The 26359-nt window shown below is 43.6% G+C and carries 25 protein-coding genes; 19 read left to right on the forward strand and 6 right to left on the reverse strand.

All coding sequences use genetic code 11. The features are described from left to right. Positions 1-101: 101 nt before the first annotated feature. Entirely contained in the window at positions 102-344 is a 243-nt protein-coding gene (locus tag AAFN85_RS21560; protein ID WP_347529711.1) for a MoaD/ThiS family protein, read from the reverse strand. A 260-nt stretch (positions 345-604) separates the two neighbouring features. Between AAFN85_RS21560 and fdhD the strand changes: the two genes are divergently transcribed. The 11 genes from fdhD (at position 605) to AAFN85_RS21615 (ending at position 10417) form a co-directional block, all read left to right on the forward strand. Continuing rightward, complete coding sequence (gene fdhD / locus AAFN85_RS21565) at positions 605-1492, forward strand: formate dehydrogenase accessory sulfurtransferase FdhD (protein ID WP_347529712.1); 888 nt, start codon at positions 605-607, stop codon at positions 1490-1492. A gap of 7 nt (positions 1493-1499) precedes the next feature. Continuing rightward, positions 1500-1856, forward strand: coding sequence for a hypothetical protein (locus AAFN85_RS21570; RefSeq protein WP_347529713.1), 357 nt, complete (start codon positions 1500-1502; stop codon positions 1854-1856). After that, entirely contained in the window at positions 1853-4171 is a 2319-nt protein-coding gene (locus tag AAFN85_RS21575; protein ID WP_347529714.1) for an FdhF/YdeP family oxidoreductase, read from the forward strand. The genes AAFN85_RS21570 and AAFN85_RS21575 overlap by 4 nt, the downstream gene beginning before the upstream one ends. A 156-nt stretch (positions 4172-4327) precedes the next feature. Beyond that, positions 4328-4648 (forward strand): hypothetical protein, encoded by a 321-nt coding sequence (locus AAFN85_RS21580; RefSeq protein ID WP_347529716.1) that lies wholly within the window; start codon positions 4328-4330, stop codon positions 4646-4648. 107 nt (positions 4649-4755) lie between these two features. Continuing rightward, entirely contained in the window at positions 4756-5361 is a 606-nt protein-coding gene (locus AAFN85_RS21585; RefSeq protein WP_347529717.1) for a GDSL-type esterase/lipase family protein, read from the forward strand. Positions 5362-5405: 44 nt separating this feature from the next. After that, positions 5406-6134: an alpha/beta hydrolase-fold protein gene (locus AAFN85_RS21590; RefSeq protein WP_347529719.1), complete on the forward strand. Its 729-nt coding sequence runs from the start codon at positions 5406-5408 to the stop codon at positions 6132-6134. Between the two features lie 42 nt (positions 6135-6176). After that, complete coding sequence (locus AAFN85_RS21595; protein ID WP_347529720.1) at positions 6177-6698, forward strand: O-acetyl-ADP-ribose deacetylase; 522 nt, start codon at positions 6177-6179, stop codon at positions 6696-6698. An 86-nt stretch (positions 6699-6784) separates the two neighbouring features. Continuing rightward, entirely contained in the window at positions 6785-7354 is a 570-nt protein-coding gene (locus AAFN85_RS21600) for a Crp/Fnr family transcriptional regulator (RefSeq protein ID WP_347529721.1), read from the forward strand. Between the two features lie 72 nt (positions 7355-7426). After that, complete coding sequence (locus AAFN85_RS21605) at positions 7427-8446, forward strand: hypothetical protein (RefSeq protein WP_347529722.1); 1020 nt, start codon at positions 7427-7429, stop codon at positions 8444-8446. Between the two features lie 43 nt (positions 8447-8489). Continuing rightward, the gene (locus AAFN85_RS21610) at positions 8490-8885 is read left to right on the forward strand and encodes a hypothetical protein (protein WP_347529723.1); all 396 of its coding nucleotides are present in this window, start codon (positions 8490-8492) and stop codon (positions 8883-8885) included. A gap of 116 nt (positions 8886-9001) precedes the next feature. Then, the gene (locus tag AAFN85_RS21615) at positions 9002-10417 is read left to right on the forward strand and encodes a hypothetical protein (RefSeq protein WP_347529724.1); all 1416 of its coding nucleotides are present in this window, start codon (positions 9002-9004) and stop codon (positions 10415-10417) included. Between the two features lie 14 nt (positions 10418-10431). On the opposite strand, the gene AAFN85_RS21620 is transcribed toward AAFN85_RS21615, so the two are convergent. Further along, positions 10432-10821, reverse strand: coding sequence for a hypothetical protein (locus tag AAFN85_RS21620; RefSeq protein WP_347529726.1), 390 nt, complete (start codon positions 10819-10821; stop codon positions 10432-10434). 395 nt (positions 10822-11216) lie between these two features. Here AAFN85_RS21620 and AAFN85_RS21625 point away from each other — a divergent pair, with 395 nt between their 5' ends. Both AAFN85_RS21625 and AAFN85_RS21630 read left to right on the forward strand, forming a co-directional pair. Continuing rightward, on the forward strand, positions 11217-13634 hold the full coding sequence (locus tag AAFN85_RS21625; protein ID WP_347529727.1) for a glycoside hydrolase family 3 N-terminal domain-containing protein: 2418 nt from the start codon (positions 11217-11219) through the stop codon (positions 13632-13634). Positions 13635-13856: 222 nt separating this feature from the next. After that, a complete protein-coding gene (locus AAFN85_RS21630; RefSeq protein WP_347529728.1) occupies positions 13857-14297 on the forward strand; it encodes a DUF695 domain-containing protein in 441 nt (146 codons plus the stop codon). A gap of 18 nt (positions 14298-14315) precedes the next feature. On the opposite strand, the gene AAFN85_RS21635 is transcribed toward AAFN85_RS21630, so the two are convergent. Next, positions 14316-15134 carry a sterol desaturase family protein gene (locus AAFN85_RS21635; RefSeq protein ID WP_347529729.1) on the reverse strand — a complete coding sequence of 273 codons (819 nt, stop codon included), beginning with the start codon at positions 15132-15134 and terminating at the stop codon, positions 14316-14318. Between the two features lie 193 nt (positions 15135-15327). On the opposite strand from AAFN85_RS21635, the gene AAFN85_RS21640 reads away from it, so the two are divergent. From AAFN85_RS21640 to AAFN85_RS21665, 6 genes are all read left to right on the forward strand, one after another. Beyond that, a complete protein-coding gene (locus AAFN85_RS21640; protein ID WP_347529730.1) occupies positions 15328-16191 on the forward strand; it encodes an AraC family transcriptional regulator in 864 nt (287 codons plus the stop codon). 96 nt (positions 16192-16287) lie between these two features. Beyond that, on the forward strand, positions 16288-16824 hold the full coding sequence (locus AAFN85_RS21645) for a carboxymuconolactone decarboxylase family protein (RefSeq protein WP_347529731.1): 537 nt from the start codon (positions 16288-16290) through the stop codon (positions 16822-16824). Between the two features lie 90 nt (positions 16825-16914). Continuing rightward, positions 16915-17532, forward strand: coding sequence for a pyridoxamine 5'-phosphate oxidase family protein (locus AAFN85_RS21650; protein ID WP_347529732.1), 618 nt, complete (start codon positions 16915-16917; stop codon positions 17530-17532). Between the two features lie 419 nt (positions 17533-17951). Beyond that, positions 17952-18485, forward strand: coding sequence for a hypothetical protein (locus AAFN85_RS21655; RefSeq protein WP_347529734.1), 534 nt, complete (start codon positions 17952-17954; stop codon positions 18483-18485). Between the two features lie 18 nt (positions 18486-18503). Beyond that, on the forward strand, positions 18504-19196 hold the full coding sequence (locus AAFN85_RS21660; protein WP_347529735.1) for a DUF4288 domain-containing protein: 693 nt from the start codon (positions 18504-18506) through the stop codon (positions 19194-19196). A gap of 211 nt (positions 19197-19407) precedes the next feature. Then, complete coding sequence (locus AAFN85_RS21665; protein WP_347529737.1) at positions 19408-20640, forward strand: ROK family protein; 1233 nt, start codon at positions 19408-19410, stop codon at positions 20638-20640. Between the two features lie 134 nt (positions 20641-20774). On the opposite strand, the gene AAFN85_RS21670 is transcribed toward AAFN85_RS21665, so the two are convergent. The 3 genes from AAFN85_RS21670 to secDF all read right to left on the reverse strand — a co-directional run bounded on the left by AAFN85_RS21670 (position 20775) and on the right by secDF (position 26355). Then, positions 20775-21626 carry a hydroxymethylglutaryl-CoA lyase gene (locus AAFN85_RS21670; RefSeq protein WP_347529738.1) on the reverse strand — a complete coding sequence of 284 codons (852 nt, stop codon included), beginning with the start codon at positions 21624-21626 and terminating at the stop codon, positions 20775-20777. Between the two features lie 190 nt (positions 21627-21816). Then, positions 21817-23130 carry an NAD(P)/FAD-dependent oxidoreductase gene (locus AAFN85_RS21675; protein ID WP_347529739.1) on the reverse strand — a complete coding sequence of 438 codons (1314 nt, stop codon included), beginning with the start codon at positions 23128-23130 and terminating at the stop codon, positions 21817-21819. Positions 23131-23376: 246 nt separating this feature from the next. Next, complete coding sequence (gene secDF, locus AAFN85_RS21680; protein ID WP_347529740.1) at positions 23377-26355, reverse strand: protein translocase subunit SecDF; 2979 nt, start codon at positions 26353-26355, stop codon at positions 23377-23379. Positions 26356-26359: the final 4 nt, after the last annotated feature.

Genomic DNA, 26359 nt, shown 5'->3' on the forward strand with positions numbered 1-26359 from the left:
ATTTTATGAATAGATAGGAGCATCAAAATAAGCAAACTGCAACCCAAAACTGCTTCTGCAACTAACGGTGCAAACTGCCCACTAATAACTGCAAACTGAATTTATCCTCCGCTTACAGGCGGGATAATAGCCACTTCGTCGCGCTCGTGGATAGTATCACCGGGTAGGGCATACTCGTTATTAACGGCTACCATGTATGATGAAAGCTGTTTTAGGCGTGGGTATTGCTGCTCCAGCAGGTATTTTAGGTTGGAGATAGTTGCATCGTTGGTCATTTCAAGGCTAACTTCACTACTGCCAAAAATCTCTTTAGTCACACCAAAAGCCAGTACGTTGATCTTCATATTTCAAAAATATTCAAATTAGCTTATAAAAGCAGGTAAGAATTTAATTTAATAAACGCTATTCTCAAATGCAGGTTTGAGCGTCCTCGCTCGAACCATTCGAAAAGTAAGCGTCTACGCTTACGTAAAACAAATACACAGTAAGCGTAGGCGCTTACTATCTTGCGCTCATCTGTGATGAGTGCTTAACATGGGTTTACGTTTGTAACGTAAACCGTAGCGAAGTAAACAAACCCTGAACCTTAGTTGTATATTTGATTATGGCCGTATCCACCCAAAATATTCCCATCGTAAAAGTAAACAGAAACCGAAGTATCCGTGCCGAAGATACCTTGGCTATAGAAGAGCCCCTGGAAATAAAACTGGAATATGGCCTTACGGATAACCGCCAGGTACAAAACATCTCGGTAACCATGCGCACGCCCGGTCATGATGCCGAGTTGGCAACAGGTTTTTTATTTACCGAAGGCATTATCAAAAATACCGACGGCATCCAATCGGCTAAGCATAGTTTTATTGCCTGCGCCGAAAATAAAGAGAATACTATTTTGTTAAGCCTTGAACCAGGCGTAGAGCCGCATCTTCAAAATACAGAACGAAATTTTTATACCACCAGTAGTTGCGGGGTATGCGGCAAGGGTTCTATCAGTGCTATCCGCACGGTTAGTTCATTTACCGGGCAACCTGATGAAACGATAGTGCACAGCGCTTTACTTTATCAATTACCGAATTTATTGCGCCGTCACCAGCGTGTTTTTGATGATACGGGAGGATTACATGCCTCGGCATTGTTCACTCCTATGGGAGAGTTGGTATTACTAAGAGAGGATGTAGGCAGGCACAACGCTTTAGATAAACTGATTGGTGCGGCCGTGATGTACAACTGGCTACCATTGCAACAAACCATACTGGTGTTAAGCGGAAGGGCCAGTTTTGAGTTGATACAAAAGGCAGCTATGGCAGGCATCAGCATCATTGCGGCTGTGGGTGCGCCATCAAGCCTGGCTGTACAATTGGCCGAAGAATTTAATATCACCCTGATAGGATTTTTGCGCGATGAGCGTTTTAACATATACACCGGCGCACACCGGGTGATGGTTCCGGCCGATGAAGCTGTTTTAAATGGGCTATCATCGGCACAAAAATAAAACCCCCATGAAAATAAGGATAAAAGGCAATTCGTTGCGATACAGGCTTACCAAAACCGATGTGGTAAAACTGACTGAGGACGGCTACATACAGGAAAGAACGGCTTTTATTAATCAGGCTTTTACGTATGCCCTGAAGCTGACTGATGAAGAACAACTTTCGGCAGTTTATAAGGATAATGCCATTATGCTTTATGTGCCCAAGGACTTGGTTGAAGGCCTTGCCGATGAAAATAAAGTGGGTTTTGAAGGCATAGATGGCAGCCTGCATTTACTGGTTGAAAAAGATTTTACCTGTTTAGATGAAGTTGCCGAGGACCAAAGCGATAATTATCCTAACCCATTAGCGGCAAAAAAAGTATGAGCAAGCCAACTGAACAACCGGCGGCAGAAAACCCCGAAGAGTTGCTAAAACTCAAAGTAACCGAACCCGGAAAATGGGCCGCGGGTATCCCGGCGGTGGCGCATGCCATGGCCGATATTTTGGAGGAGGCAGGCTTGGTGCGTGGTATGGAAGGTTTGTTCCATATGAACAAAAAAGGAGGTTTCGACTGCTCGGGCTGTGCCTGGCCCGATCCCGATGATGAACGCTCGCCCGTTGCGGAATATTGTGAAAATGGGGCCAAAGCCCTTGCCGAAGAAGCTACGACAAAAAAACTAACCGGCGATTTCTTCGCTAAAAATTCGATTGTTGATCTGGCGAAGCTCAATGATTATGAGATAGGTAAAAAGGGTAGGATAGCCCAACCGGTTTATCTGTCTAAAGGCGCTACGCATTATACACCCGTAAGCTGGGATTTTGCTTTTAAAAAAATAGCCGATGAGTTAAATGCCTTGGCTTCGCCGGATGAGGCGGCGTTTTATACCTCAGGCCGTACCAGCAATGAGGCCTCGTTTATGTATCAATTATTTGTACGCGAGTTTGGTACCAATAATATGCCCGATTGCTCCAACATGTGCCACGAAAGCACAAGCGTTGGCTTAGCCGAAGCTATTGGTATTGGCAAGGGCACTGTTACGCTTGAGGATTTTTACGATACCGATGTGATCCTGATCATGGGGCAAAACCCAGGCACTAATCACCCAAGGATGCTTACGGCGCTTGAAAAAGCCAAAAAGAAAGGCGCTAAGATCATTGCCGTAAATCCGCTTCACGAAGCCGGGCTAATGGGTTTTCGTAACCCGCAGGAAGTAAAAGGTGTTCTGGGTATCACCGCCCACCTGGCCGATCTCTATCTGCAGGTAAAAATAAACGGTGATATGGCCCTGCTTAAAGCCATGGAAAAATTGCTTTACCAGGATGAACTGGGTAGCCCCGGTAGAGTATTTGATCACGAATTTATTAAAGCTAACACGAAGGATTATGTGGCCTTTATTAACGATCTGCAACAGTACGAACTATCTGACCTCGCTAAACGTGCCGGTTTAACAGTTGCTGAAATTGAACAGGCCGTTGATCTGATCAAATACAAAAGCCGCATTATTATTTGTTGGGCCATGGGCATTACCCAGCATAAAAATGGCGTAGCCACGGTTAAAGAGATAGTAAACCTGGCCATGCTTAAAGGCAGCATTGGCAAGCCGGGTGCAGGCCTATGCCCGGTACGCGGGCACAGCAACGTGCAGGGTAACCGCACCATGATGATATGGGATAAGCCCAAACCCAAACAGCTGGATAAGCTGAAAGAAGTGTTTGGCTTTGAACCGCCCCGCCGGCATGGTTATGATGTAGTAGAATCCATCAAAGCGATGGATGAGGGTAAACTGAAAGTGTTCTTCGCTATGGGTGGCAATTTCCTTTCTGCTACGCCTGATACTGCTTTCACCGCGCAGGCCATGCGGAAGCTGAAACTATCGGTACATGTTTCAACCAAATTAAATCGGAGTCACTTAGTACATGGTGAGGAGGCCTTGATCCTGCCCACTTTATCGCGCAGCGATAAGGACGTAGTGAATGGTGAAGACCAGTTTATCAGCTGCGAAAATTCTATGGGCGTTGTGCAACTATCCCAGGGGAAACTGAAGCCGATATCTGAGCATTTGATGAACGAAAACCAGATCGTTTGCAACCTGGCCAAGGCTACATTAGGCGGCCGCTCGGTTATTGATTGGGATAAATATGCCAAAAGCTATGATGCAGTGCGAGATGTAATTGGCAAGGTGATCCCCGGTTTTGAAGATTATAACCAGAAGGTGCGCTTGCCTGGTGGTTTTTACCTGCCCAACGCAGCACGGGATGGCAAGTTCATAACCGATACAAACGGCGGCATAGTACCTTTCAATATTGCCCCGCTACCTGAGCATAACCTGGCCGAAGGTGAATACCACATGACCACCATCCGCAGTCATGACCAGTTCAATACCACCATTTACGGTCTTGATGATCGCTACCGTGGTATCCACAACGAGCGCCGGATAGTATTGATGAATGAAAAGGATATGGCTAAAGCAGGCTTAAAATCGGGCGATAAGGTTGATCTGTTTAACTATGATGATGGTGTTGAGCGCGTTGCCCGTCTGTTTGTAATTGTGCCATACAATATTCCTGAAGGCAATACAGCTACGTATTATCCCGAAGCCAATGTATTGATCCCGATAAATAGTGTTGCTGAGAAGAGTAATACGCCAACATCAAAGTTGGTGGTGATAAAGATCAGGAAGCACGGGGAGGGGAAGTGAGGTATCAAAAAGTCGTCATTGCGAGGTACGAAGCAATCGCACATAGGCAGGTCCACTCTGTATAGTTCGCGATTGCTTCGTGCCTCGCAATGACGTGGTGTTATAAATTTCAAACAAAACCACCCCAATAATGCTTGTATCTCAAAAACAAACATTATGTCATTTGATCAATATCACGAACCGGCCTCAGAGCTATCTGAAGAAACCCGAACCTTTGCCCGCATGATAGTTTCACTTACCGAAGAAGCTGAGGCCATTAATTGGTACGAGCAGCGCATTTCGGTAGAAAAAGATAAACAAGCCAAAGCCATTATGCAAAATGCCCAACAGGAAGAGTTTAAACACTTTGGTATGGATTTGGAATTTTTATTACGCAAGAAACCCATTTGGCGTACCACGCTGCAAGCCATCTTATTTAAAAAAGGCGATATTGTTGAACTGGGTACAAAAGGCGAAGAAGCAGCCGAAGGCGAGTAAAAATATTATGTGTTTAACATCATTCTTTTGTTAAAACGATTTAACTTGCAGGTCATAATGCTATCTTTAGCGCGTTAAAAATTGAAATACCCCATTTAATAAATAATATGATCTGGTACGAAGAGGATGTGAAGCAACTGGAAATTAAGCGAACGAAACTTAACTACGTACCACGCGTTATATTTTACGGCAGCTCGTCTATCAGGTTATGGAACACGCTCGATGCTGATTTTGACGAATTTCAGCCGGTTAACCTTGGCTTTGGCGGCTCAACCCTTGCGGCCTGCGTATGGTTTTTTGAGCGCATTATGCACTCCTACAATCCGGAAGCCATGGTAATTTACGCCGGCGACAATGACCTGGGCGACGGCCGCAATCCCGAAGAAGTTTTTATTTTTTTTAAGCAGCTTACCGAAGAGGTAGCCCGGCTGTTTGGCGATATCCCCTGCTATTTTATTTCATTAAAGCCAAGCATTGCCCGCTGGCCGCTTGTTGATAAGTACAGGTACACTAACAGCCTTATTGAAAACGAGATAATACACCGCCACAAAAACTGGCAGTTTGTAAATATATTTAACCAGATGATGGATAGTTCGGGTAGGCCGGTGAGGGAATATTATGATAAAGACGGGCTGCATTTAAGCAGTACCGGGTACACTTTGTGGAAAAACGCTGTTTTACAGCGTATGCCCCAAAGTATCAAATTAACTTAATACAGGGTTTACAGGCATTTATCATCTTTCGGCGGTTTTTAAAGATGAAACGAGAGTACCACAAGTGGTTCAGTCCCTTCCTGCAACGTAATATGGAAATGCTGGTTTTCGGCCATTCCGGCGCCTCCGTCTTATTTTTTCCAACCCGAACGGCCCGCTTTTATGATTATGAAGACTGGAAAGTGATCGAGTCTCTTAGAAGTAAAATCGAAGCCGGTCACCTGCAGATCTATTGTGTTGATAGCATCGATCTGGAAAGTTTTTACAACGAATACAGCCATCCGCATTACCGCATTGAACGCCACCTGCAATACGAGCAATATATTTTGCAGGAGGTGATCCCGTTCATGCAAAAGACTAACCCTGGCACAGCACTCATTTCTGCAGGTTGCAGTATGGGGGCATACCACGCGGTTACCACAGCCTTTAAGCACCCCCATTTATTTAAAAAAGTGGTTGGCATGAGCGGCCGCTATGACGTAACCCAAAGCATGGGCGATTTCCGCGACCTGCTCGACGGCTACCGCGACGAGAATGTGTACTTCAACATGCCCAACCAGTTTATGCCTAACCTGGGCAACCCGGATATTATCAATGCCTTAAAGAAGCTCCATATTGTTATTGTAATAGGAGAGGAAGACGCTTTTTTAGAGGATAACAAGTACCTAAGCTCTATCCTTAATTCCAAGGGTATAAAAAACGATCTGTATATATGGCATGAGGAAGCCCATCGTGCACGCTATTGGCGTAAAATGGTGCAGCTTTATATTTAGCGCGTTCGCCAACAAAACAATTACTTACCTAAACGTATCATAATGCCAAACATCCAACTTGTACAAGGTGATATCACCAAAATTGAAGCCGATGCTATTGTTAACGCGGCCAATACCTCATTAATGGGCGGTGGCGGAGTTGATGGTGCCATTCATCGCGCAGGTGGCCCAGCTATATTAGATGATTGCCGTAAGATAGTAGCCCGTCAGGGCGGCTGTAAAACCGGCCAGGCTGTTATTACCACGGGCGGCAACCTCCCAGCAAAATACGTGATCCATACGGTTGGTCCGGTGTATAACAGCGGGAAGCCGAAAGAATTAGAACTGCTTCGTTCGGCGTATTTAAACAGCTTAAAGGTTGCTGAAGAAAATGATGTGCATACCATCGCCTTCCCTAATATCAGTACTGGTATTTATCGTTTCCCGAAGGATAAGGCAGCAGAGATAGCCGTATCTACAGTCAGAGAATTTTTGGCCGATAGCAAAGTGGTTGAAAAGGTGACTTTTGTTTGTTTTGATGATGAAAATTATCAGCTATATGAGAGCTTGCTTAACGATAAATAAACACGCAAAGTCGCAAAGCCGCTAAGGGGGAATTAGGGCGAAAAAATACCTTCTGTTATCACGTGGGTAAATATTAACTTGCAGCTATGCATCCCGCTTTAAAACAACATCTGGCAGGTAAACTTGAACTCACTCCTCAGCACGAGCAGCTTATCGACAGCTGTTTTAAACCGAAGCTTACCAAACGCAACGAAATAGTGGTAGAGAAGGGTAGCATCGCACGCCACCTGTTTTTTGTGGTAAAGGGCTGCTTACGGGTTTTCTTAACTGATGATGCAGGCAACGAATCCACCCGGTTTTTGATATTTGAGGGGAGGATGGGCACTGCCTTTCCAAGCTTTATACTGAAAGAACCTTCTGCTGCATCGATACAAAGTCCCGAACCTTCCGAGTTGTTGATGTTAAATTATGCCGATAGGGATTTGCTGCTTAAGGAGATCCCCGGTTTTGAAACCATGTACCGGCAGGGGCTTGAACTGGATTATATCGCCTCCATCCGCAGGATAGAAAGCCTCATTACCATGGATGCCAAAGAGCGCTACAGCATCCTGATGCAGAACCACCCTGAGATCATCCAGCGCCTCCCTAATAAAATAGTGGCCGATTATCTCGGCATGTCGCAGGAAACCCTGAGTAGGTTGAAATCAAAAAAGTGATTTATTGACTATTGTCAATCTTTTTAATACCGTAAATGGCTTGTTTTGTGGTATCAACAACAATAAACCATCATGAGGCAATTACTTACGGTATTTATCCTGCTGCTTGCAACACACACCATATCAGCCCAGAATTTAGGCGAACGTACCTTTAATTTTAAAGATCCAGGCCGCGATAACCGCCCTGTTGTCACCGAGATATGGTATCCCACAACAGATAGTTTACAACCTGCTGATAAACACTTTTCGCCCTTTTTAAGGCAGGCCACGGTGCGCGATGGCAAGTTACCTTCGCGTAAACTGCCACTGATCCTGATGTCGCACGGAACAGGTGGAGGCAGGTTAACGCTCGAATGGCTTGCACAGGCCATAGCCAACAGCGGCTGCATTGTTGCTGCTGTTGATCATTACGGCAATACTTATGATCATAAAATTCCGCTGGAGTTTGTAAAGCCATGGGAACGGCCGCTGGATATCAGCTTTGCTATTACTTCACTTTTAAACAATCCGGATATTGGTCCGCTGGTAGATCAGCAAAAAATAGGGGCAGCAGGTTTCTCTTTCGGGGGATATACCATGATAGCGCTTGCCGGTGCAAAGCTCGATTTTGAACAGGCCCGTAATTATTATAAAACCATAGGCCATAAAGAATTGGAGATTCCCGAATTTCCGGGTTTAATAAAATTACTGGATGATAGCGCGCTGATTGCAGGCTCTAAGCATGTGTCGCCGTTAAAGGATAAACGGATAAAAGCATTTTTTTCCATCTCGCCCGCGCTTGGGTTTGGTTTTACGCGTAAAGAGCAGGTGGCGGATATTGTAAGTCCGTTGTATATTGTTGGTTCGCAAAGCGACAGTATTGCACCGGTAAAAACCAATGCCAGGCATTATCACCAGTTGATCCCTAAATCAAGCTATACCGAACTGCCCGGCAAAACCGGCCATTATGTAATGCTTGGTGAAGCTATTGATGAGGTGAAGAAAGAAGCGCCTATATATTTTACTGATGATACTTCGGTAAACAGGCATGCCGTGCATTTACAGGTTGATAGTTTGGCGGTGGCTTTTTTTAGGAAAGAGTTGAAGTATTAAAATTGATAAACGGTATCTTGCAGCAAAAATATAGCGAGATCTGATGCTTAAACCTAAACTTTATTTGATAATTGCTTTTTTTAAAGGATTAATATTAACAGCTGGTGCACAAGTCAATAAGAATGCACCGGCAGGTTCTACAAATACTGGAAACTTTTCACAGTCTTTTAATACCGCTGTGTTCACCACAAAATTTGTTATTAATGATAAACATGATATTGTACTTGTGCGATGTGAACCGGAAGACGGGGCGCTGATGTTTTATAGTGCTGATAAGTTTGATAACTATGAAGCGGTTGCTAAAATTGTAGGACTTGGTCAATTATTAAAGTTGGATACTACACTTTTACAGATTCCAGTGCTCAAGCCAGGGTTTTATGCTCATCGTTCAAAAAAAGGAAAACCTTGGGTGGTTGAAAGATTAAAAAGCAAAGACTAAAATATTCTCTTCCATACTCACTTATGCTTAACAAGACCTTATCAATAAGCTGAAAACATTTTTCCCGCCAATGAGTTAAAAACTTAACTCAAAATGTTAAAATATTTCTTGCTGATATGATAAAGACTTTTGCGTTTTGCCTGCTCATCACTCTGTTGGACGGTTTTAACCTTGCCGGTGCACAAACCAAAAATGTAAGCGGCGTATATGCTGGTATCGAATTAACGCTGCCTGTAACCATGGGCGCAGGCATGGGGCGTAACGATGTGGTTTACATGTTACGACCCGATGGTACCTTTAACGATTTGCTCGATAAGCCTGATTGGAAAACCCGTGTTGCCGGCCATTACCAGGTGCAAGGCAAAAAGCTTAAAATGGAATACCTGAAGGGTTCTAAACAAGAATACACGTTTGAGCCAGATGGCGACATTGATGCCGGGAGTTTCAATATCCTCAAGCTAAATACATCTAACCTTGTACCTGCCGGTTATTACGAGTTTACCCACGACAGCAGTATGGGCGGTGCGGGGACAGGGATGGTTTTTGTAGGTACATCTGGCGAAAGGGGTTTGTATTTTGATGGGAAGGGAAACTTTAGTCAGAACAGTTCGTCGGCTACTATGGTATCGGGCGATAATATTGGCGGTGGCGGAAGCCATAAAGATAGCGGGGCCGGTACTTATACCATTAAAGATGGCATCCTTACCTTAAATTACAGTAACGGGAAAACCGAAACACACAGCTTTTTTTGCCGCCCCGGCGAGAAGCCCATCATGGCTGCTATCGACGGCAATATCTATTTTATGAAAGATAAAGCGCCCAAAAGTGCTTCGTCATCAGCCAAAACCAAAACAACTTCCGGCTCGCAGGTAAGCGGTAGTAAAGCTAATACCTCTACAGAAAACCCTTCGGAAGCAAGCGGTGGCACCGCCATGGATCTGCTAAACAAAGCTGCCGAAGTACACGGTGGTGCAAAGCTCGATGCAATCAAAACTATGCAGGTATCGGCCACCATGATGGGTATTGATATCACCCTAAAAGTTGATCTTGCAGCCCGCCGCGCGCGCACTGAGTTTAGAAAAGGCGGAAAACTACTACAGGTTGAGCAACTGGACGGTGATAACGGCTGGCAATGGCGCAACGGTAGTAAACAACCTCTTCCGGCCGCGCGGGTTGCACAATTAAAGCAAGGTTTCCGTTCGGGGCCGTTGTTGTTCAGAAAGGAGAACCTTAGCCGGATTCAAAACGCCAAAGCGCAGGAAGGAAAAAATAACATCACCATAGTAAGTTACAGTTTTGATGGGGTTATCAGCTTCGCGGCCTTAAATAGCAATAACCAGTTGGTAGGCGAGGGAACAAAAACAGGCTCGGCAGGTCAGGTATCGGCATTTACCGGCTTTAAAACTGTTGATGGCATTGTATTACCTGCTACCGAACTGCAAAGCGAGGGCATGCAGAAAAGCACCATCACCTATAATGATTATAAAATAAATCCGGCCTTTACCGATGCCGATTGGGCAGATGCCCGCTAAATTACTCGGCCTGATTAGAGAGTTTTCAAAACCCTGTGGTAAAGGATCTTGCCCAGGTCAACCAGCATAATGGTGATAACAATGGTAAAAAGCACTTGCTGATCGTGTTGCTTATACGATGGGATAATTAATAGTCCGATGATCAACAGTATCAATGGCAAGGCATGTTTAAGCAACTGCCACCTGCTTTTTATTTTAAACTCTATAATATTGAAAAATATATAGTTGATAAAGGCCAGCACATAACCATGAATAGCAAACAACCCGAACATGATGGCCGCACCAAAATCCTCACCCTCGCGCGATATGCCGTAAATAATAAGTGTTACCAATAAAAAAGGTACACACATAGCAGCCTGGATTAGCGAGCGTGAAATTAGGGTTACAGGTTGCTTTAAACTCATTTAATGGCTAATGTAAATAAAGTTTGGGAGAAACAAAGTTTGAAGTCTTATCGAATTATCCTCCTCAGGATAAGTTAAAAAAGTGGTGTCATCCTGAGCGATAGCGAAGGATCTTCTTCAGCAGGCATAGCAGCTATACAGGGCGAAGAAGATGCTTCGTACCTCAGCATGATAAGTGGGCGAATGTTATACCTACCTCAGATGCAACCGCTTTAATTACTTGCAATGAAATATTAATTTCTTCTTTCTTGCTTCCTGCCTCTTGACATCCTGCCTCTATTCCCCACCCTTCTCAAACGATGTAGTGAAAATATACCACATCCAACCTTGCAAAAGCCTTACTGCTTGCCCCTAAACGTATATATTTGAAAACACCAACCGTAATACAACCTCACATGAGAAATAAATACCACCTGCCACGGGCGTTTGTGGCATCTGCTTTATTCATCAGTTTTAGCCTTTCGGCATCGGCCCAGAAAAATAATATCTATCACAAAGGCTGGATAGATTTTAACAAGAACGGTAAAATGGACGTTTTTGAAGATCCCTCGCAAAACATCGATAAACGTGTAGCCGACCTGGTAAGCCAAATGACCGTTGAAGAGAAAACCTGCCAAATGGCTACCCTCTACGGTTACAAACGCGTATTGAAAGATGAAATGCCCGTTCCTAACTGGAAAAACGAAGTTTGGAAGGATGGCATCGCCAATATCGACGAGGAGCTGAACAATCTTACCTCGCATACCGACGATGCGCCTACGCAATATTCATATCCATTCAGCAAACATGCCTCGGCTATCAATACCATCCAAAAATGGTTTGTTGAAGAAACCCGTATGGGCATCCCTGTTGATTTTACTAATGAGGGCATCCACGGCCTTAATCACGATAGGGCCACGCCATTGCCTGCACCTATCAGCATAGGCAGTACATTTGATAAGCAACTGGTTTACCAGGCAGGTAAAACCGTAGGTCGTGAGGCGAAAGCTTTGGGCTATACCAACGTTTATGCGCCAATTCTCGATCCAGCCCGCGACCAGCGCTGGGGCCGTGTGGTTGAATGCTATGGTGAAGATCCATTCCATATTGCCGAAATGGGCAAGCAAATGGTTTTGGGCATCCAGGAAGAAGGCGTTGCTTCAACCCTTAAACACTTCGCGGTGTACAGTGTGCCTAAAGGAGGCCGCGACGGCAGTGCCCGTACCGATCCGCATGTGGCCCCGCGCGAAATGCACCAGCTTTACCTGTATCCGTTCCGAAGGGTGATTCAGGAAGCGCACCCAATGGGCGTAATGAGCAGTTATAATGACTGGGACGGCGTGCCTATCACCGGTAGTTACTACTTTTTAACAACGCTTTTACGCCAGCAGTTTGGCTTTAACGGTTATGTAGTGAGCGATAGCGAGGCGGTTGAGTTTCTATACTCTAAACACCATGTTGCTGCTGATTATAAAGAGGCAGTAAGGCAGGCTGTAGAAGCCGGCTTGAATGTGCGCACCAACTTCACCATGCCGCAAACCTTTATTATGCCGTTGCGCGAGCTGATCAAAGAAAACCGCATCTCGATGAAAATTATTGATACCCGTGTTAGCGAGGTGTTGAAAGTGAAATTCAGGTTGGGCTTGTTTGATAGTCCTTATGTTAAAGATCCTAAAGCTGCCGATAAAATTGTACATACCGACGAGGATAAGGCAATGAGCCTGAAAATGAACCGCGAATCGATGGTGTTGCTTAAAAATGCCAATAATTTGCTGCCGTTGGATAAAAAGAAATATCCTAATATCCTGGTAACAGGACCACTGGCTAAGGAAACTAACTATGCGGTTAGCAGGTACGGCCCGTCGCACAACCCGGTTACTACCGTTTTTGATGGTATTAAAAACTATGTGGGTGCCGATGGTAAGGTGATTTATGCAAAAGGCTGCGATATGGTTGATGCCACCTGGCCCGAAAGCGAGATCATCGAAACGCCGTTAACAGCACAGGAACAGGCCGGTATTGATTCTGCCGTTACTGCCGCTAAGCAATCAGACGTTGTTATAGCCGTTGTAGGCGAAGATGTGGATAGAGTAGGTGAAAGCCTTTCCCGCACAGGTTTAAACCTGCCAGGCAGGCAATTAAAGCTGATCCAGGCTTTGCAGGCTACTGGTAAACCTGTAGTAATGGTAATGATCAACGGTCAGCCGCTTACTATCAACTGGGAAAATAAATACGTACCGGCTATTTTGGAGGCCTGGTTCCCGAGCACACAAAGCGGTCAGGTTATTGCCGAAACCCTTTTTGGCGACAATAACCCCGGTGGCAGGTTGCCAATTACCTTCCCGAAAACATTAGGTCAGTTGGAATATAATTTCCCTTTCAAACAGGCATCGCAGGCAGAGCAGGGCGGGCAAAACAGCTGGGGTAAAACCAGCGTTAAAGGCGCGCTTTATCCTTATGGCTTCGGTTTAAGCTATACCACCTTTGAGTACAGCAACCTGCAGGTATCGCCCGAAAAACAAAACTCACAAGGCCTGTACCAGGTTAGTGTTGATGTAACTAACACAGGCGGCCGTAAAGGCGACGAAGTGGTACAGCTTTATTTGAAAGATGAAGTAAGCAGCGTTACCACTTACGAGTACGACCTGCGTGGCTTTGAGCGGATCACCTTAGCTTCCGGCGAAAAGAAAACTGTTCAATTCACCCTTCACCCAGATGATCTGGCCCTGCTGGATAAAAACATGAACTGGACAGTTGAACCAGGCAAGTTTACGGTGATGATAGGCAGCTCGTCGGTTGATTTGAAATTGAAAAAAGAGTTTGAGGTAGAGTAAAGTTTAATACCAATTCCAGCCAGACTTACGAAGTTTCTAAAACTTCGTAAGTCTTAAAGTATAAAAGCCGTCATTGAGAGGTACGAAGCAATCCCCGATCAGCAGGTCCGCCCTGTATAGTTTGCGATTGCTTCGTACCTCACAATGACGTTTTTTTATGATATCAATTTTTGAAGCATTTAATTTCACGTCTTTTCCTAACTTCAACCTAAATTTAAACCTATGATATTAGACGATACCTGGGTAGCTATCGAAGCCGTATCCGACGATGAGATCCCTCTGCTGGTTCGCTACCGACCTAATCTTAACAATTTTTTTGAAAGTGGTATCTACCTCCAACGAATGGATATCACCTGGAGCTACGATGCTATCGATTCGTCGTTATTACCACCTGCCGAAGAAATGGTACTGATGGAGCAAGTTGAAGATGCGCTGATAGAAGCTTTTGAAAGCGATCATCAAACCATCCTTGCTTTTGCCTTTACCGGCGAAAACGAACGCTGGTGGGCCTGGTACACTACTGATATCAATATAGCGGGCGAGCGCTTAAACGCAGCTTTGGCAGAGTTTGACGAACTCCCTATCAATATTACCGTTACCGACGACCCTGAATGGGACGAGTATTTTGGGGTGATAGAGGATTTTGGAGATGAGGATGAGTAATTGTTGACTACTTCGCTATCACTTAGGCCGTTCAAGCTTTTGAAACGGTATCTTAAGGATATTTAAAAACTTACCCGTAATGTTTTTATCCATATGGGTATCAATGCCAAAGCGTGTATCATCAGCATCAAGCTGGCCAAATGTGCCGAAAAGCCTGTCCCAGATGCTTAATACATCGCCGTAGTTACGGTCGGTGTGAGGCAGTTGGTAGTGGTGGTGTACATGGTGCAGGTTAGGCGTTATAAAAATTAGCCCCACTACTTTATTAACTCGCGGTGGTAATCTGAACTCGGTATGAGCCAGTACATTAAAAAGCGACTGGAAGGTTTGCCTTAATACCAAAACACTTACAGCGGGTCCCAGTAAAAATACCCAAAGCATCTGGAAGCTGGTACGTACACAGGTTTCGCCTGGATGTTCACGTACGGTGGTTGAAACATCAACGTGCTGGTCGCTGTGGTGTACAAGATGAAATTTCCAAAGCGGGTCTATTTTGTGCATTACCACATGGTAAACGTATTCGCACAAATCCATCAGCATAAACAGGCTAATATAGTACACCCATTTGTTTTGATGGTGTGGAATATAATTGATCAGTCCCCAATGATGGCTATTGGTCCAGCTTACTATCATCAACACAAAAGTGGTAAGTATCAGTTGAATGGGGAGGGCTGTAAAGATAAACAACAGGTTGGTTTTATTATGTTGCCAGCGTTTTTTCACTGTAATGCCCAGCGAAAAACAAACCTCCATAAGCCATAATGAGCTTATAATAAAAGCATACAAAGCAATTTGCACAGCATCTTCGTGCTGGCCGATAAATTGGGTAACAGTCATGTTAAATTAATAGGGGTAGTTAATTGATAGGCTTTTGACAAATCAATTAAGCTTGCAATTTCTTTTTTAACTATGAATGTTTGATGAAGTGAACCGTCGGATTATTTATGCTATTGTTTGCTTATTGTAAATACGCGGTAATGCTTTGTTTAAATCCAGGGCCATTTATAATATATTTGTCTGCTATACCAACATGAAGCTATCGGTTACAGAACAATCTACAGGCGGCGATCTGCACCTGCTCATTAACGAAAAACATTTCGACAGGATGTTTTTTACGCGCGATCGTGAACATAAATACTTAACCATTGCCTGGAACCGGGGGGCAATGCAAACGGTTATTATTGACGAGGTAGCTTATGATTTTTTGCCCGACACCATTTTGCCTTTAATGGTTAACCAATCGTTCAGGTTCGAAAAGCCTGAAGATATTGTTGCCTGGCAGTTTAACCGCGATTTTTATTGCATTGTTGACCACGATGAGGAAGTGAGTTGTGTGGGTTTCCTGTTTTACGGCAGTTCGGAGCAGGTTTTTGTTCAGATGGACGAAACCATGCGGTTTAAAATACAGCGCCTGCTTGATATTTTCGTGGAAGAGTTTGAAACAACTGATAGCATCCAGGTTGATATGCTCAGGATGCTGTTAAAACGATTGATTATTTTGGTGACCAGGTTGGCCAAGGCCGGTCGCGCGGGTGATCCCAATCATTCGGATGAGAAGTTTGCCACCATTCGCAAGTTCAATCTGATGGTTGAAAACAATTATCGTCAGCACCATACAGTAGCTTATTATGCCGAGCAGCTTAATAAATCGCCCAAAACCTTATCAAATGTATTCGCCCTGTATAATCATAAAACACCTTTGCAGATCATCCAGGAGCGTTTAATTCTCGAAGCCAAACGGCTTTTATACTATACCGATAAATCGGCCAAAGAAATTACTTACGAGTTGGGCTTTGACGATGCTGCTTATTTCAGTAACTTTTTCAAAAAACACACTTCATTTTCACCTACCGATTTCAGAAATAATAAACTTTTAGTGGCCGACGGGAAATAGTTACAAGTAACCGGGAAGTTTGTCTATTTGGGAGGGGGCTTTTCCGCCGCATCTTTGTATTGTTAATTCAAAACAACAAAAATTAACATTACAAAAATGAAAACTTTCGCAATCCCAACCAGAGAACAAGTAACTCCTGAAAATCAGGCCATATTCGATACATTAACCAAAGTAGTAGGTCGCGTACCAAACCTGTTTGCCGTATTCGCAACATCAGATCATGCCCTTGCTAACTACATCACTCTGTCAAACGGTAAATCATCATTACGTGCTAAAGAAAAAGAAGCCGTAAACCTAATTGTTAGCCAGGTTAACGATTGTGCTTACTGTTCTGCCGCCCACACAGCTATTGCCAAATTGAACGGCTATACTGACGACCAGATCGTTGAGATCCGTAAAGGTGGTGCTTCTTTCGATGCCAAAATTGATGCATTGGTTAAAGTAGCCAAATCAATTACCGAAAATAAAGGCCATGCCGATCATCAAATAGTTGAAAACTTTTACGCAGCCGGTTATACCCAGGCCAACCTCATTGATGTAGTAGTTGCCGTAGGCGATAAAACCATCACCAACTATGTTTACGCTTTAACCCAGGTACCAGTTGACTGGCCAGCTATCCCTGAAGTAAAATAATTGTCAGTTTATAATTTAGTTTACGCTTTTATGCCCGCCTTACTGCTGTAAGGTGGGCATATCTGTTTATTTTTATTAAAAACCTGTATCATGAACTTCGCACGATTCGCTTTTACCGATGGGGTTAAAAAACTCCAGGAAAAATATGGCAGCCGCCCGGCCTATTCCCGCATGGAAAATATGCTGGCCGATAAGGAAGGCCTTACCGAAGATGAACAACTATTTATTGAAAGCCGCGACAGCTTTTACATGGCCAGCATTGGCGAAAACGGCTATCCCTACATCCAGCATCGGGGAGGGCCTGCCGGTTTTATCAAAGTGATCAATAACCATACCCTCGGCGTGGTTGATTTTAGGGGGAATAAGCAATACATCTCTGTAGGTAATGTACTGGCCCATTCGCAGGTGTCTTTATTTTTGATGGATTATCCGCATAAAACCCGCCTGAAAATTTATGCCGACGCCAAAATAGTTGAACTTGCCGATAACCCGGAACTGTTCGACCTGATCGATCCGTCAGAATATAAACATACTGCCGAGCGCATGCTCATTTTCGATGTGAAAGCGTTCGATTGGAATTGTCCTCAACACATCACTCCGCGTTATACCGTTGATGAGATAAAAGAAGCCTTCGCTCCTCAAAACGAATATGTATTGAAATTGGAGTATGAGATAGAAAAGCTAAAAAAAGAGCTGGCTGCTAAGTAAACTTTGACGGATAAGCTTAATAGTTTACTTTAGTACAAACTTATCACCAATGCCTGCTTTATATCGTAAACAACTGCATTTTAATTTTATTGGTCTGTTTATGATCACGTTAATGGGTTCAACTTATATTATTCATACTGTAGTTCGCTTTATTCTTCGATTTTACCTGGCAGATTGGTATCAATCTGCTGTATCTCGTCATAACATCAGTGCACAACAGATAACGTGGCTGGCGCTTTTATTGACAGAGTATTATGTTTTGATTTTTATATCCGTATCGTTACTGCTATGGTTAATTTTATTATTAAAAAAATCATTTAGGTTCTACTGCCTGAATTTGGTTACGCTGTACTCATTATTATGCTGATAAAAATAATGGCAGGTTGCGTGATCTCAATATGTGATAAAATAGTTTCCTGATGACTGCTCCACTTCACTTTCTATTCGTTGTATTTAAGTCGTGCATTCTTGGCCTTATTTACACGCCTATAATTTGGCTTTTATGGGTGCTGATATTAAAAACGCGCAAAAGATGCACCGGGTTCAAATGGTATAAATTATTTGCTGTTTATAAAATAGTAAGCATCCTGCTGTTTGTGTTTTCGTTTACTTATTATGGCGATCATGGTTTAGGCGACGATTCACGCATTCCCTTAGGTTATGGCGAGGCTATGCAAGAAAGCGATACCTTTGCCTATTTTGTGCCAAAAGGAAAGCCGGAACAAATAAACGTGCAGACTTTCCTGGTAAAAGGAGATAACCTATGTATGTCGGTAGATTCGGGGTATAAAGTTTATAACCTCAAAACCAAAGCTTTTGTGAATTTTAGCGACGAGCCGATGTATAACATGCTGGCCGTAGCGAAGGATCTGCCTTTATCCCGGCATTTAAAAGATTTTAATTCACAATATGATGAATATTGGGGGGGCTGGCGATTTTGGTTGTTGCCGTAATTAAGCCTTATCTATATTATGGAAAAAATTAGTGGATTAAATGATTGGGTTTTAGATAAGAAGGTCCCCAACAGTCGGCGCTTTGCCGCTGTTAAAATTTCGCTTCAGTACCCTGACCCTGCACTTTTTATCGATCTTAAACCAAAAGAACGGATCAAGGCTATAGATAAAGTTTTTAAAGAAAATTATCAAAAACTCATCAGCTTGAACTTATTTGAAAGCCATGAGGTTGAACCTCCAAAAAAAAGACCACGGTTTATCATCGCGAAGCTAAAATATAACCAGCTTAAAAAGCTGAATGCGCTGGGGTATGTGGCCGGTATTAGGATTCAGTCGATAGATGATGCAGTACTCAATGTAAAGGAAGCTGTAGTGCTTGATAAATACTTCTGCGTAAAAATGACTGTTGTAATTGAGGTGGAAGGCGTCTCGTCAAAAAAACAAGATATTGAGAAACGTTTTGTATTGATCAGGGCAAAATCATTCGATGATGCTTATGAAAAACTCGAAAAAAGCCAGGATGATTACGTTAAGCCATACCTGAATCCAGATGGCCGTTTTGTAAGGTGGCGAATTGAAAGTTATGACGATTGCTTTGAAACTAATATCCAATCACCTGCCGATTTGAATGACCCTGCCGGTGTTGAGGTGTATTCAAAGCTATCAAAGCGAAAAAATACAGCCAAAACGGTTTGGGACGGCAAATTTTAATCAAAACTTTCGCTTATTTTATAATGTACACAAATTTTATAGATATTTTTGCAGGCTGTAGGCAAATGTCATGATTATGGTGTCCATCTACTTGCATAACGGGCCTAAACTGTAATTAATACAGTTGTACTTTATCACTTTATTTTTAATTTTATAAAGTACAGTACACTAAGGGTGTAGCCTGTTATAAACCAAACTATAAGATTTGTTAATGGAACTTACGACTAAAGGGGTAAAGGGCAGTCAGCTAAAGAATATGATCATCAAAAGGCTTTATTTTAATAAAGCGATGTCATGTGCCGGGCTAAGTGAGCTGTTTGATAAAAGTATCCCTTCTATAGCTAAGGCTATAAATGAGCTGATGCAGGAAGGTTTTGTAGTTGAGCAGGGTTACGCGCCATCAAGCGGCGGTCGCAGGCCCTTAATGTACTCGGTAAAATCAAGCGCCATGCATATCCTGGCTATAGCGCTCGATCAGCTTACGGCACGCATCCAGATGTTCGATCTGATGAACAACCCCGTTGCCGAGATGCTTACCTTCGAGCTTAAGCTGCTTAATAACCCCGATGCACTGGCTAAATTGGTTGCCGAAATAAACACTTATATAGCGCATACCGGTATCTCAAAAGATAGGATAGCGGGGATCGGTATAGGTATGCCTGGTTTTATCAATGTAACCGAAGGTATAAACTATACTTACCTTGATGCGGGCGGCCAAAGCCTCACCGCTTATCTCAGCGAAAAAACAGGAATTGCAACCTATATTGATAACGATTCGAGCTTGATAGCCCTTGCCGAGCAAAAGTTTGGTATTGCCAAATCGCAGCAGGAAGTAATGGTGATCAACCTGGGCTGGGGCATTGGTTTAGGGATGATAGTTAATGGGATCTTATTCCGTGGCCATAACGGGTTCGCTGGCGAGTTGAGCCATATCCCATTATCGGAAGATGGATCGCTTTGCGAATGTGGTAAACGAGGCTGTTTAGAGGCCGAGGCTTCATTATTGGTAGTGGCACAAAAAGCAATTGCAGGTATTAAAAAAGGCCGTGTTACCAGCCTAAAATACAGCGAAGACGATCATTCAAAACTGATGGGCGATGCCCTGATAGAAGCCGCTAACAACGGCGACCAGTTTGCCATCGAATTATTGTCAGATGCAGGCTACAAAATAGGGAAGGCCCTTGCCATTCTGATCCACATTATGAACCCGGCAATCATCGTATTAAGCGGCCGTGGTGCAAGGGTTGCCAAAATATTAATGGCACCTATCCAGCAGGCGCTCCACAAATATTGTATCCCCCGCCTGGCAGCAGGTACCGAATTATTAGTATCTGAATTAGGTTTTGATGCCGAGTTGATCGGAGCCGCGGTTTTGGTAATGGAGAATTTTGACAGGGTGATCAAAACCAAGCCTGTGAAAGCAGCGAAGAGTGCTGCAGCGTAAAAAATTGTCTGAATCAGAATTTACAGAATTTTAGGATTAACAGAATGATCGATACAAATTGATAGTTTGCAGCCAGCCAGCTATCACAATGCATTCTGACCATTCTAAAATCCTAAAATTCTGTAAATTCTGATTCAGACAAACACCCTCCCGGAAAACTCCATCGCTTTCTTAAATTTATCCATATTAAGCCCTGTAAGCTCATTTTGTGTTTCAAGGTAGGAGATAAGGTTTTCGGTAGCGATATTGCCTGTAAGCTCATCTGCGGCCATTGGGCAGCCTCCGTAGCCTTTTATAGCTGTATCAAACCGTTTACAACCGCTTTTATAAGCAGCGTCAATCTTGGGTTGCCAAGCATCTGGGGTAGAGTGAAGGTGGATTCCAAATTCAGTATCAGGAAATAGTTCAACTAAGTTGGGATAGATACCGGCTATCTGCGCTTCGTTTGCTACGCCGATGGTATCTGCCAGGGCTATGTTTTTAATGCCCTCTTTTACCAGCTTTTCAGTCCATTGTTCAATAATTCCGGTATTCCATTCATCGCCGTAGGGGTTGCCAAAACCCATGGATAGGTACACAAGCAGCTTCTTATCGTTCGCTATGCTCAATTCATTGATCCGTTGCACAGTTTCAAAAGCCTGCGCAATGGTTGTATTAGTATTACGGAGTTGAAATGTTTCGGATATAGAGAAGGGGTAGCCTAAATAGGTTATCTCGGGGTGTTTTACCGCATCTTCCGCACCGCGATAATTAGCTATAATGGCTAACAGCTTTGAGCTTGTACCGCCAAGATCAAGCTTGCTCAATACTTCTGTAGTGTCGCTTAATTGAGGTATTGCTTTTGGGGATACAAAGCTGCCAAAATCAATGGTATCAAAACCTACTTGTAAAAGCAGGTTGATATAGGCCGCTTTTACATCGGTTGGAATAAAAGCGTGGATGCCTTGCATGGCATCGCGTGGGCATTCGGTTATTTTGATTGGCATGGCTTTAAGTACAGAGTAATAATCACTAATGCTAACAGCTATCGTCATTGCGAGATACGAAGCAATCGCGAACTATACAGGGTGCACCTGCTTATTGGAGATTGCTTCGTACCTTATAATGACGGGGGAGATTATGATCCTCAAATAATTGGTAGCACTAAAATAAAGAATATTCGACTCGTTATTTCAATCAATCCACCGTATTAGGCAAATGCTGCTCCTCCGTTAATCCTTCCCGCTCAAATTTGCGAATTATAAGCCTTGTGCCGCCATTATAGGTTACATAGCTCGATACCCAGTTAATGAACACAATAACCTTATTACGGCCGCCTAAAAGCGAAATAAGGTGCACAAACATCCATACCAGCCATGCAAAAAATCCCTGGAACTTCACTTTACCCAGATCGGCTACGGCTTTATTGCGACCAATAGTGGCCAATGAGCCTTTATCGTTGTACTTGAACGGCTGCGTTTGTTCGCCGTTAATGATATGGATAATGTTTTTGGCCACATTCTGTCCCATTTGTATGGCTACCTGCGCTACACCGGGGTGGCCTTTAGGTGTTTCGTCGGTTATCATGGCTGCCACATCGCCTATGGCGAAGATATTGCTGCTGCCTGCTACCCGGCCCACGCTGTCAACCCTGATGCGGTTGCCCCGCTCTATGCCATCTTTATCAAATCCCTCGGGTACAACACCCATAACGCCCGCACTCCAGATCACATTTTTGGTGCGGATGGTTTTGCCGCCTTCAAACCTGATCTCTTCACCGTCGTAGCTTTCAACCTTCATACCTGTAAGCACTTCAACACCCATACCGGTTAAAAAGTCTTTTGCCGCGTTTGAGGCCTGGTCAGAGAACGGCCCGAGCACTTTGGGCAGAAAATCTACAAGATAAACCTTCATATCTTCCTTTTTTAGCTCAGGGTAATCTTTGGTAAGTACGTGGTTCCGTAACTCGGCCAATGATCCGGCAAGTTCCACGCCAGTTGGTCCGGCACCTACCAGCACGAAGGTTAGGTACGGATCGCGTTCGGCTTTTCCTGTTTTAAGCAGAGCTTCTTCAATATTTTGCAAAATAGAGTAGCGCAGGTTCAATGCCTCGGGGATGGATTTCATCGGCATGGCATAATGCTCAATGTCCTTATTGCCGAAAAAGTTGGTTGTTGAGCCGGTGGCTATCACCAGGTAATCGTAGCTGATATTGCCAATGGTGGTTTCGAGCGTATTGGTTTCGGCATCAACCCGGGTAACCTCGGCTATCCGGAAACGGAAGTTTTTCTGGTTGGCGAAATTCTTCCGCAAAGAAAACGCGATTGATTCCGATTCAAGGCTGCCCATGGCCACCTGGTAAAGCAGTGGTTGAAATACATGATAATTGTGCTTATCCAGCATCAACACATCAACCGGTTTATCTTTAAGGTGCTTGGCAACCTGCAGGCCGCCAAAGCCGCCGCCTACTATAACAACTAAAGGGAATTTTGATTTATTGGGAGTATCCATGGCAGGGTATTAGTTAATATATCCGTTTGGAGGCTTAGGATAGTATGTATTTGGGAGGGTAATACAATCTCCGTGCCGCCTATAGGGTATGTATGATTTTATAATGCAAGTTTAATTTATTGTTTACGATATGCAACACCATCTATCGGCATTATGGAATTATTTATGTCGATCTGTAGCAACGAGGGATATAAACAAAAAAGGCCCCAAATTACTTTGGAGCCTTTTCGATATTGATATTTTGTATTAGTCTTTAAGGTGTTTTTTTCCAAAGTCAACGATAACCGGTGTTGCCACGCAGATCGACGAATAAGTACCGAATAATACACCAATTAATAACGCGAAAGAGAAACCTTTAATAACGTCGCCACCGAAGATGAACAATACTAACAATACGAATACCACGGTTAATGCTGTGATAATAGTACGGCTTAATGTACTGTTAATAGCGCGGTTAATAACATCTTCCTGTTTTTCGTTTCCAGAGTGATCCAGGAATTCACGGATCCTATCGAACACTACCACGGTATCGTTAATTGAGTAACCAATTACGGTAAGGATAGCCGCGATAAACGCCTGGTCGATATCCAATGAGAATGGTAAGAAACCATTGAACAACGAGAAGAATGAAAGTACCAGCAAAGCATCGTGTGCTGTTGCAACCATCGCACCCAAACTGAACTGCCATTTACGGAAACGGATCAGGATGTAGGCCGAGATCACGAAGATGGCGAACAACACCGTGTAGATAGCTGATGTTTTCAACTCATCGGCAATGGTAGCACTCACTTTTGATCCACCTAAATCGCTATTGGCAATTTTGGTTTCCGGTTTTTTGTTTAACAGGTCAACAAGAGTGCTTTTTACCTTAACATCGGCAGCTGTTGAGTTATCGTTAAACAAATAGTTGGTGGTGATACTGAATTTATCGCCCATGGTTTTAACCTCAGTACTACGGCCTAAAGTAGCGTCGATAGCTTCGTGGATCTGCTCGGTAGTTACTGATTTGTTGCTGAAGCTAACAATGTAGTTACGGCCACCTTCAAAATCCACACCGTAAGTAAAGCCACGGGTGAAGATTGAAATCAATCCTAAACCAATAAACAAACCTGAAAAAATGTAGAATTTACCACGGTTTTTAACAAACGCGAAGTTTGCATTTTTGAAGGTATGTGAACTCCATGGATTTGAGAATTTGATATCCATTTTTCTGTCAAGCATCCACTCAAAAATAACTCTCGAGATCAATAGCGAACAGAACAATGAAGTAGCGATACCGATCATCAACGTAGTTGCAAAACCTTGAATAGGACCAGAACCGAATACAAACAGGATCAAACCGGTAAGGAATGTACTGATCTGCGAATCGAGGATAGAAGGTAAAGCATGCTTGAAGCCATCTGAAATAGCAACGCTTAATGATTTACCTAAACCAAGCTCTTCACGTACACGTTCGTAAACAAGTACGTTCGCATCTACCGCGATACCTAAAGTTAGTACGATACCTGCAACACCCGGTACTGTTAATACCGCGCCTAAGCTGGTTAATACACCCATCAGGAAGAAGATGTTGATGATTACCGCAACTACCGCTACAGTACCTGCACGGTTGTAGTAAGCGATCATGAATACCAATACCACAACCAAACCTAATACGCTTGATAGGATACCGGCGCTGATAGCTTCCTGACCTAATGACGGACCAACGATTGATTCAGATACGATGTGTGCAGGAGCCGGTAAACGACCTGCTTTTAATACGTTTGCCAAGTCGCGCGTATCTTCGATAGAGAAGTTACCAGAAATTGATGATACACCACCCGAAATTTCGTTTTGAACGGTAGGGGCCGAGTACACGTTATCGTCCAATACAATGGCGATAGCTTTTTTGCTGGTACCTGATGATGCTTCGGCAGTTACAGCACGCCATTTTTGCGCACCTTCCGAGTTCATGATCATCACAACCTCAGGGCTACCTTTTTGGTCGTTATCTGCACGGGCGTCGTTAATTACGTCGCCAGATAATACCGGGCCGTTATCAGCACCTGTAAGTTTAATAGCGTATAAAGCAAAAGTTTTGGTGTTTTTGATAGGTTTTACTTCCCACAAAAATTTAATGTTACGTGGCAGTACTGATTGTACATCGGCACTGTGCAGGTATGAGTTTACTTTGGCAGTATCCTGTAACGGAGCGTAACCAACAACCGGGCCTGGGCCTAATTGCTGCTGACCGTTTTGACCTTGACCAACGTTTAATGACATTACAGCAAACAGCGGGTGCTGAGCTGCTAATTTGGTTTTGCTTAATGAAGCCGCCGAAGTATCGTTTTTAGCAGCGTTTTTTTGAACCTTGCTTAGTAACGAACCGGTTTTAGCAGCAGTATCAGTTTTTGCAGCAGCTAATTTAGCTGTAGTATCTGCTTTGCCTGTATCAGCTTTAGCGGTTTTGCTTTTTGCTGCAAGCAGGTTATCTGCATTGATCAGGTATTGGTAAGCCTCAGCGTTATCAAAAGTTTCGTAAAACTCCAGTTTAGCCGAGCCTGAAAGCAATTTACGCACACGCTCTGGTTCTTTAACACCTGGTAACTCAACCAATATCCTGTTCGAACCTTGTTGTAACTGAATGTTTGGCTGGGTAACACCAAACTGGTTGATACGGGTGTTCAATACAGTGAATGATTGTTTAACCGCTGTTGCAGCCAAATCTTCCAGGTACGATTTAACCTCGCTGTTTGAAGCATTAAACTTCAGGTGGTCCTGGTTGTCTTTGGTTGAAAAGATAGCGGCAAGCTTACCGTTAGGGTTAAGCTTTTCATACTCGCTTACAAATAGCGCGATATAATCTTTTTGGCTGGTTTGAGCATTAGCCTGTAATTTATCGGCATTAGCCAAAGCCTGGTTAAAGGTTACATCAGGATTGTTGTTAGAGATTTTGCGCACCAATTCGTTCAATTGAATTTGCATGGTAACGTTCATACCTCCTTTAAGGTCCAAACCTAAGGCAATTTCACGTTGCTTTACGTACGAGTAATCGTGTTTAAGCAACGGATAAACCGGCTGATTGGAAATCGAATCTAAATAGGCAGTATATTTTGCCGGATCTCCTTTTGAGTACGCTTTGGCATCACTCTCAACGTTATGGGCCACCCACGTAAATGATAGCTGGTATAAGCACACCACTGCCAGTAGTATGGCGAAAAATTTAATAACCCCTTTGCCTTGCATCGAA

The sequence above is a fragment of the Mucilaginibacter sp. CAU 1740 genome (assembly GCF_039839285.1).
Lineage (GTDB): Bacteria > Bacteroidota > Bacteroidia > Sphingobacteriales > Sphingobacteriaceae > Mucilaginibacter.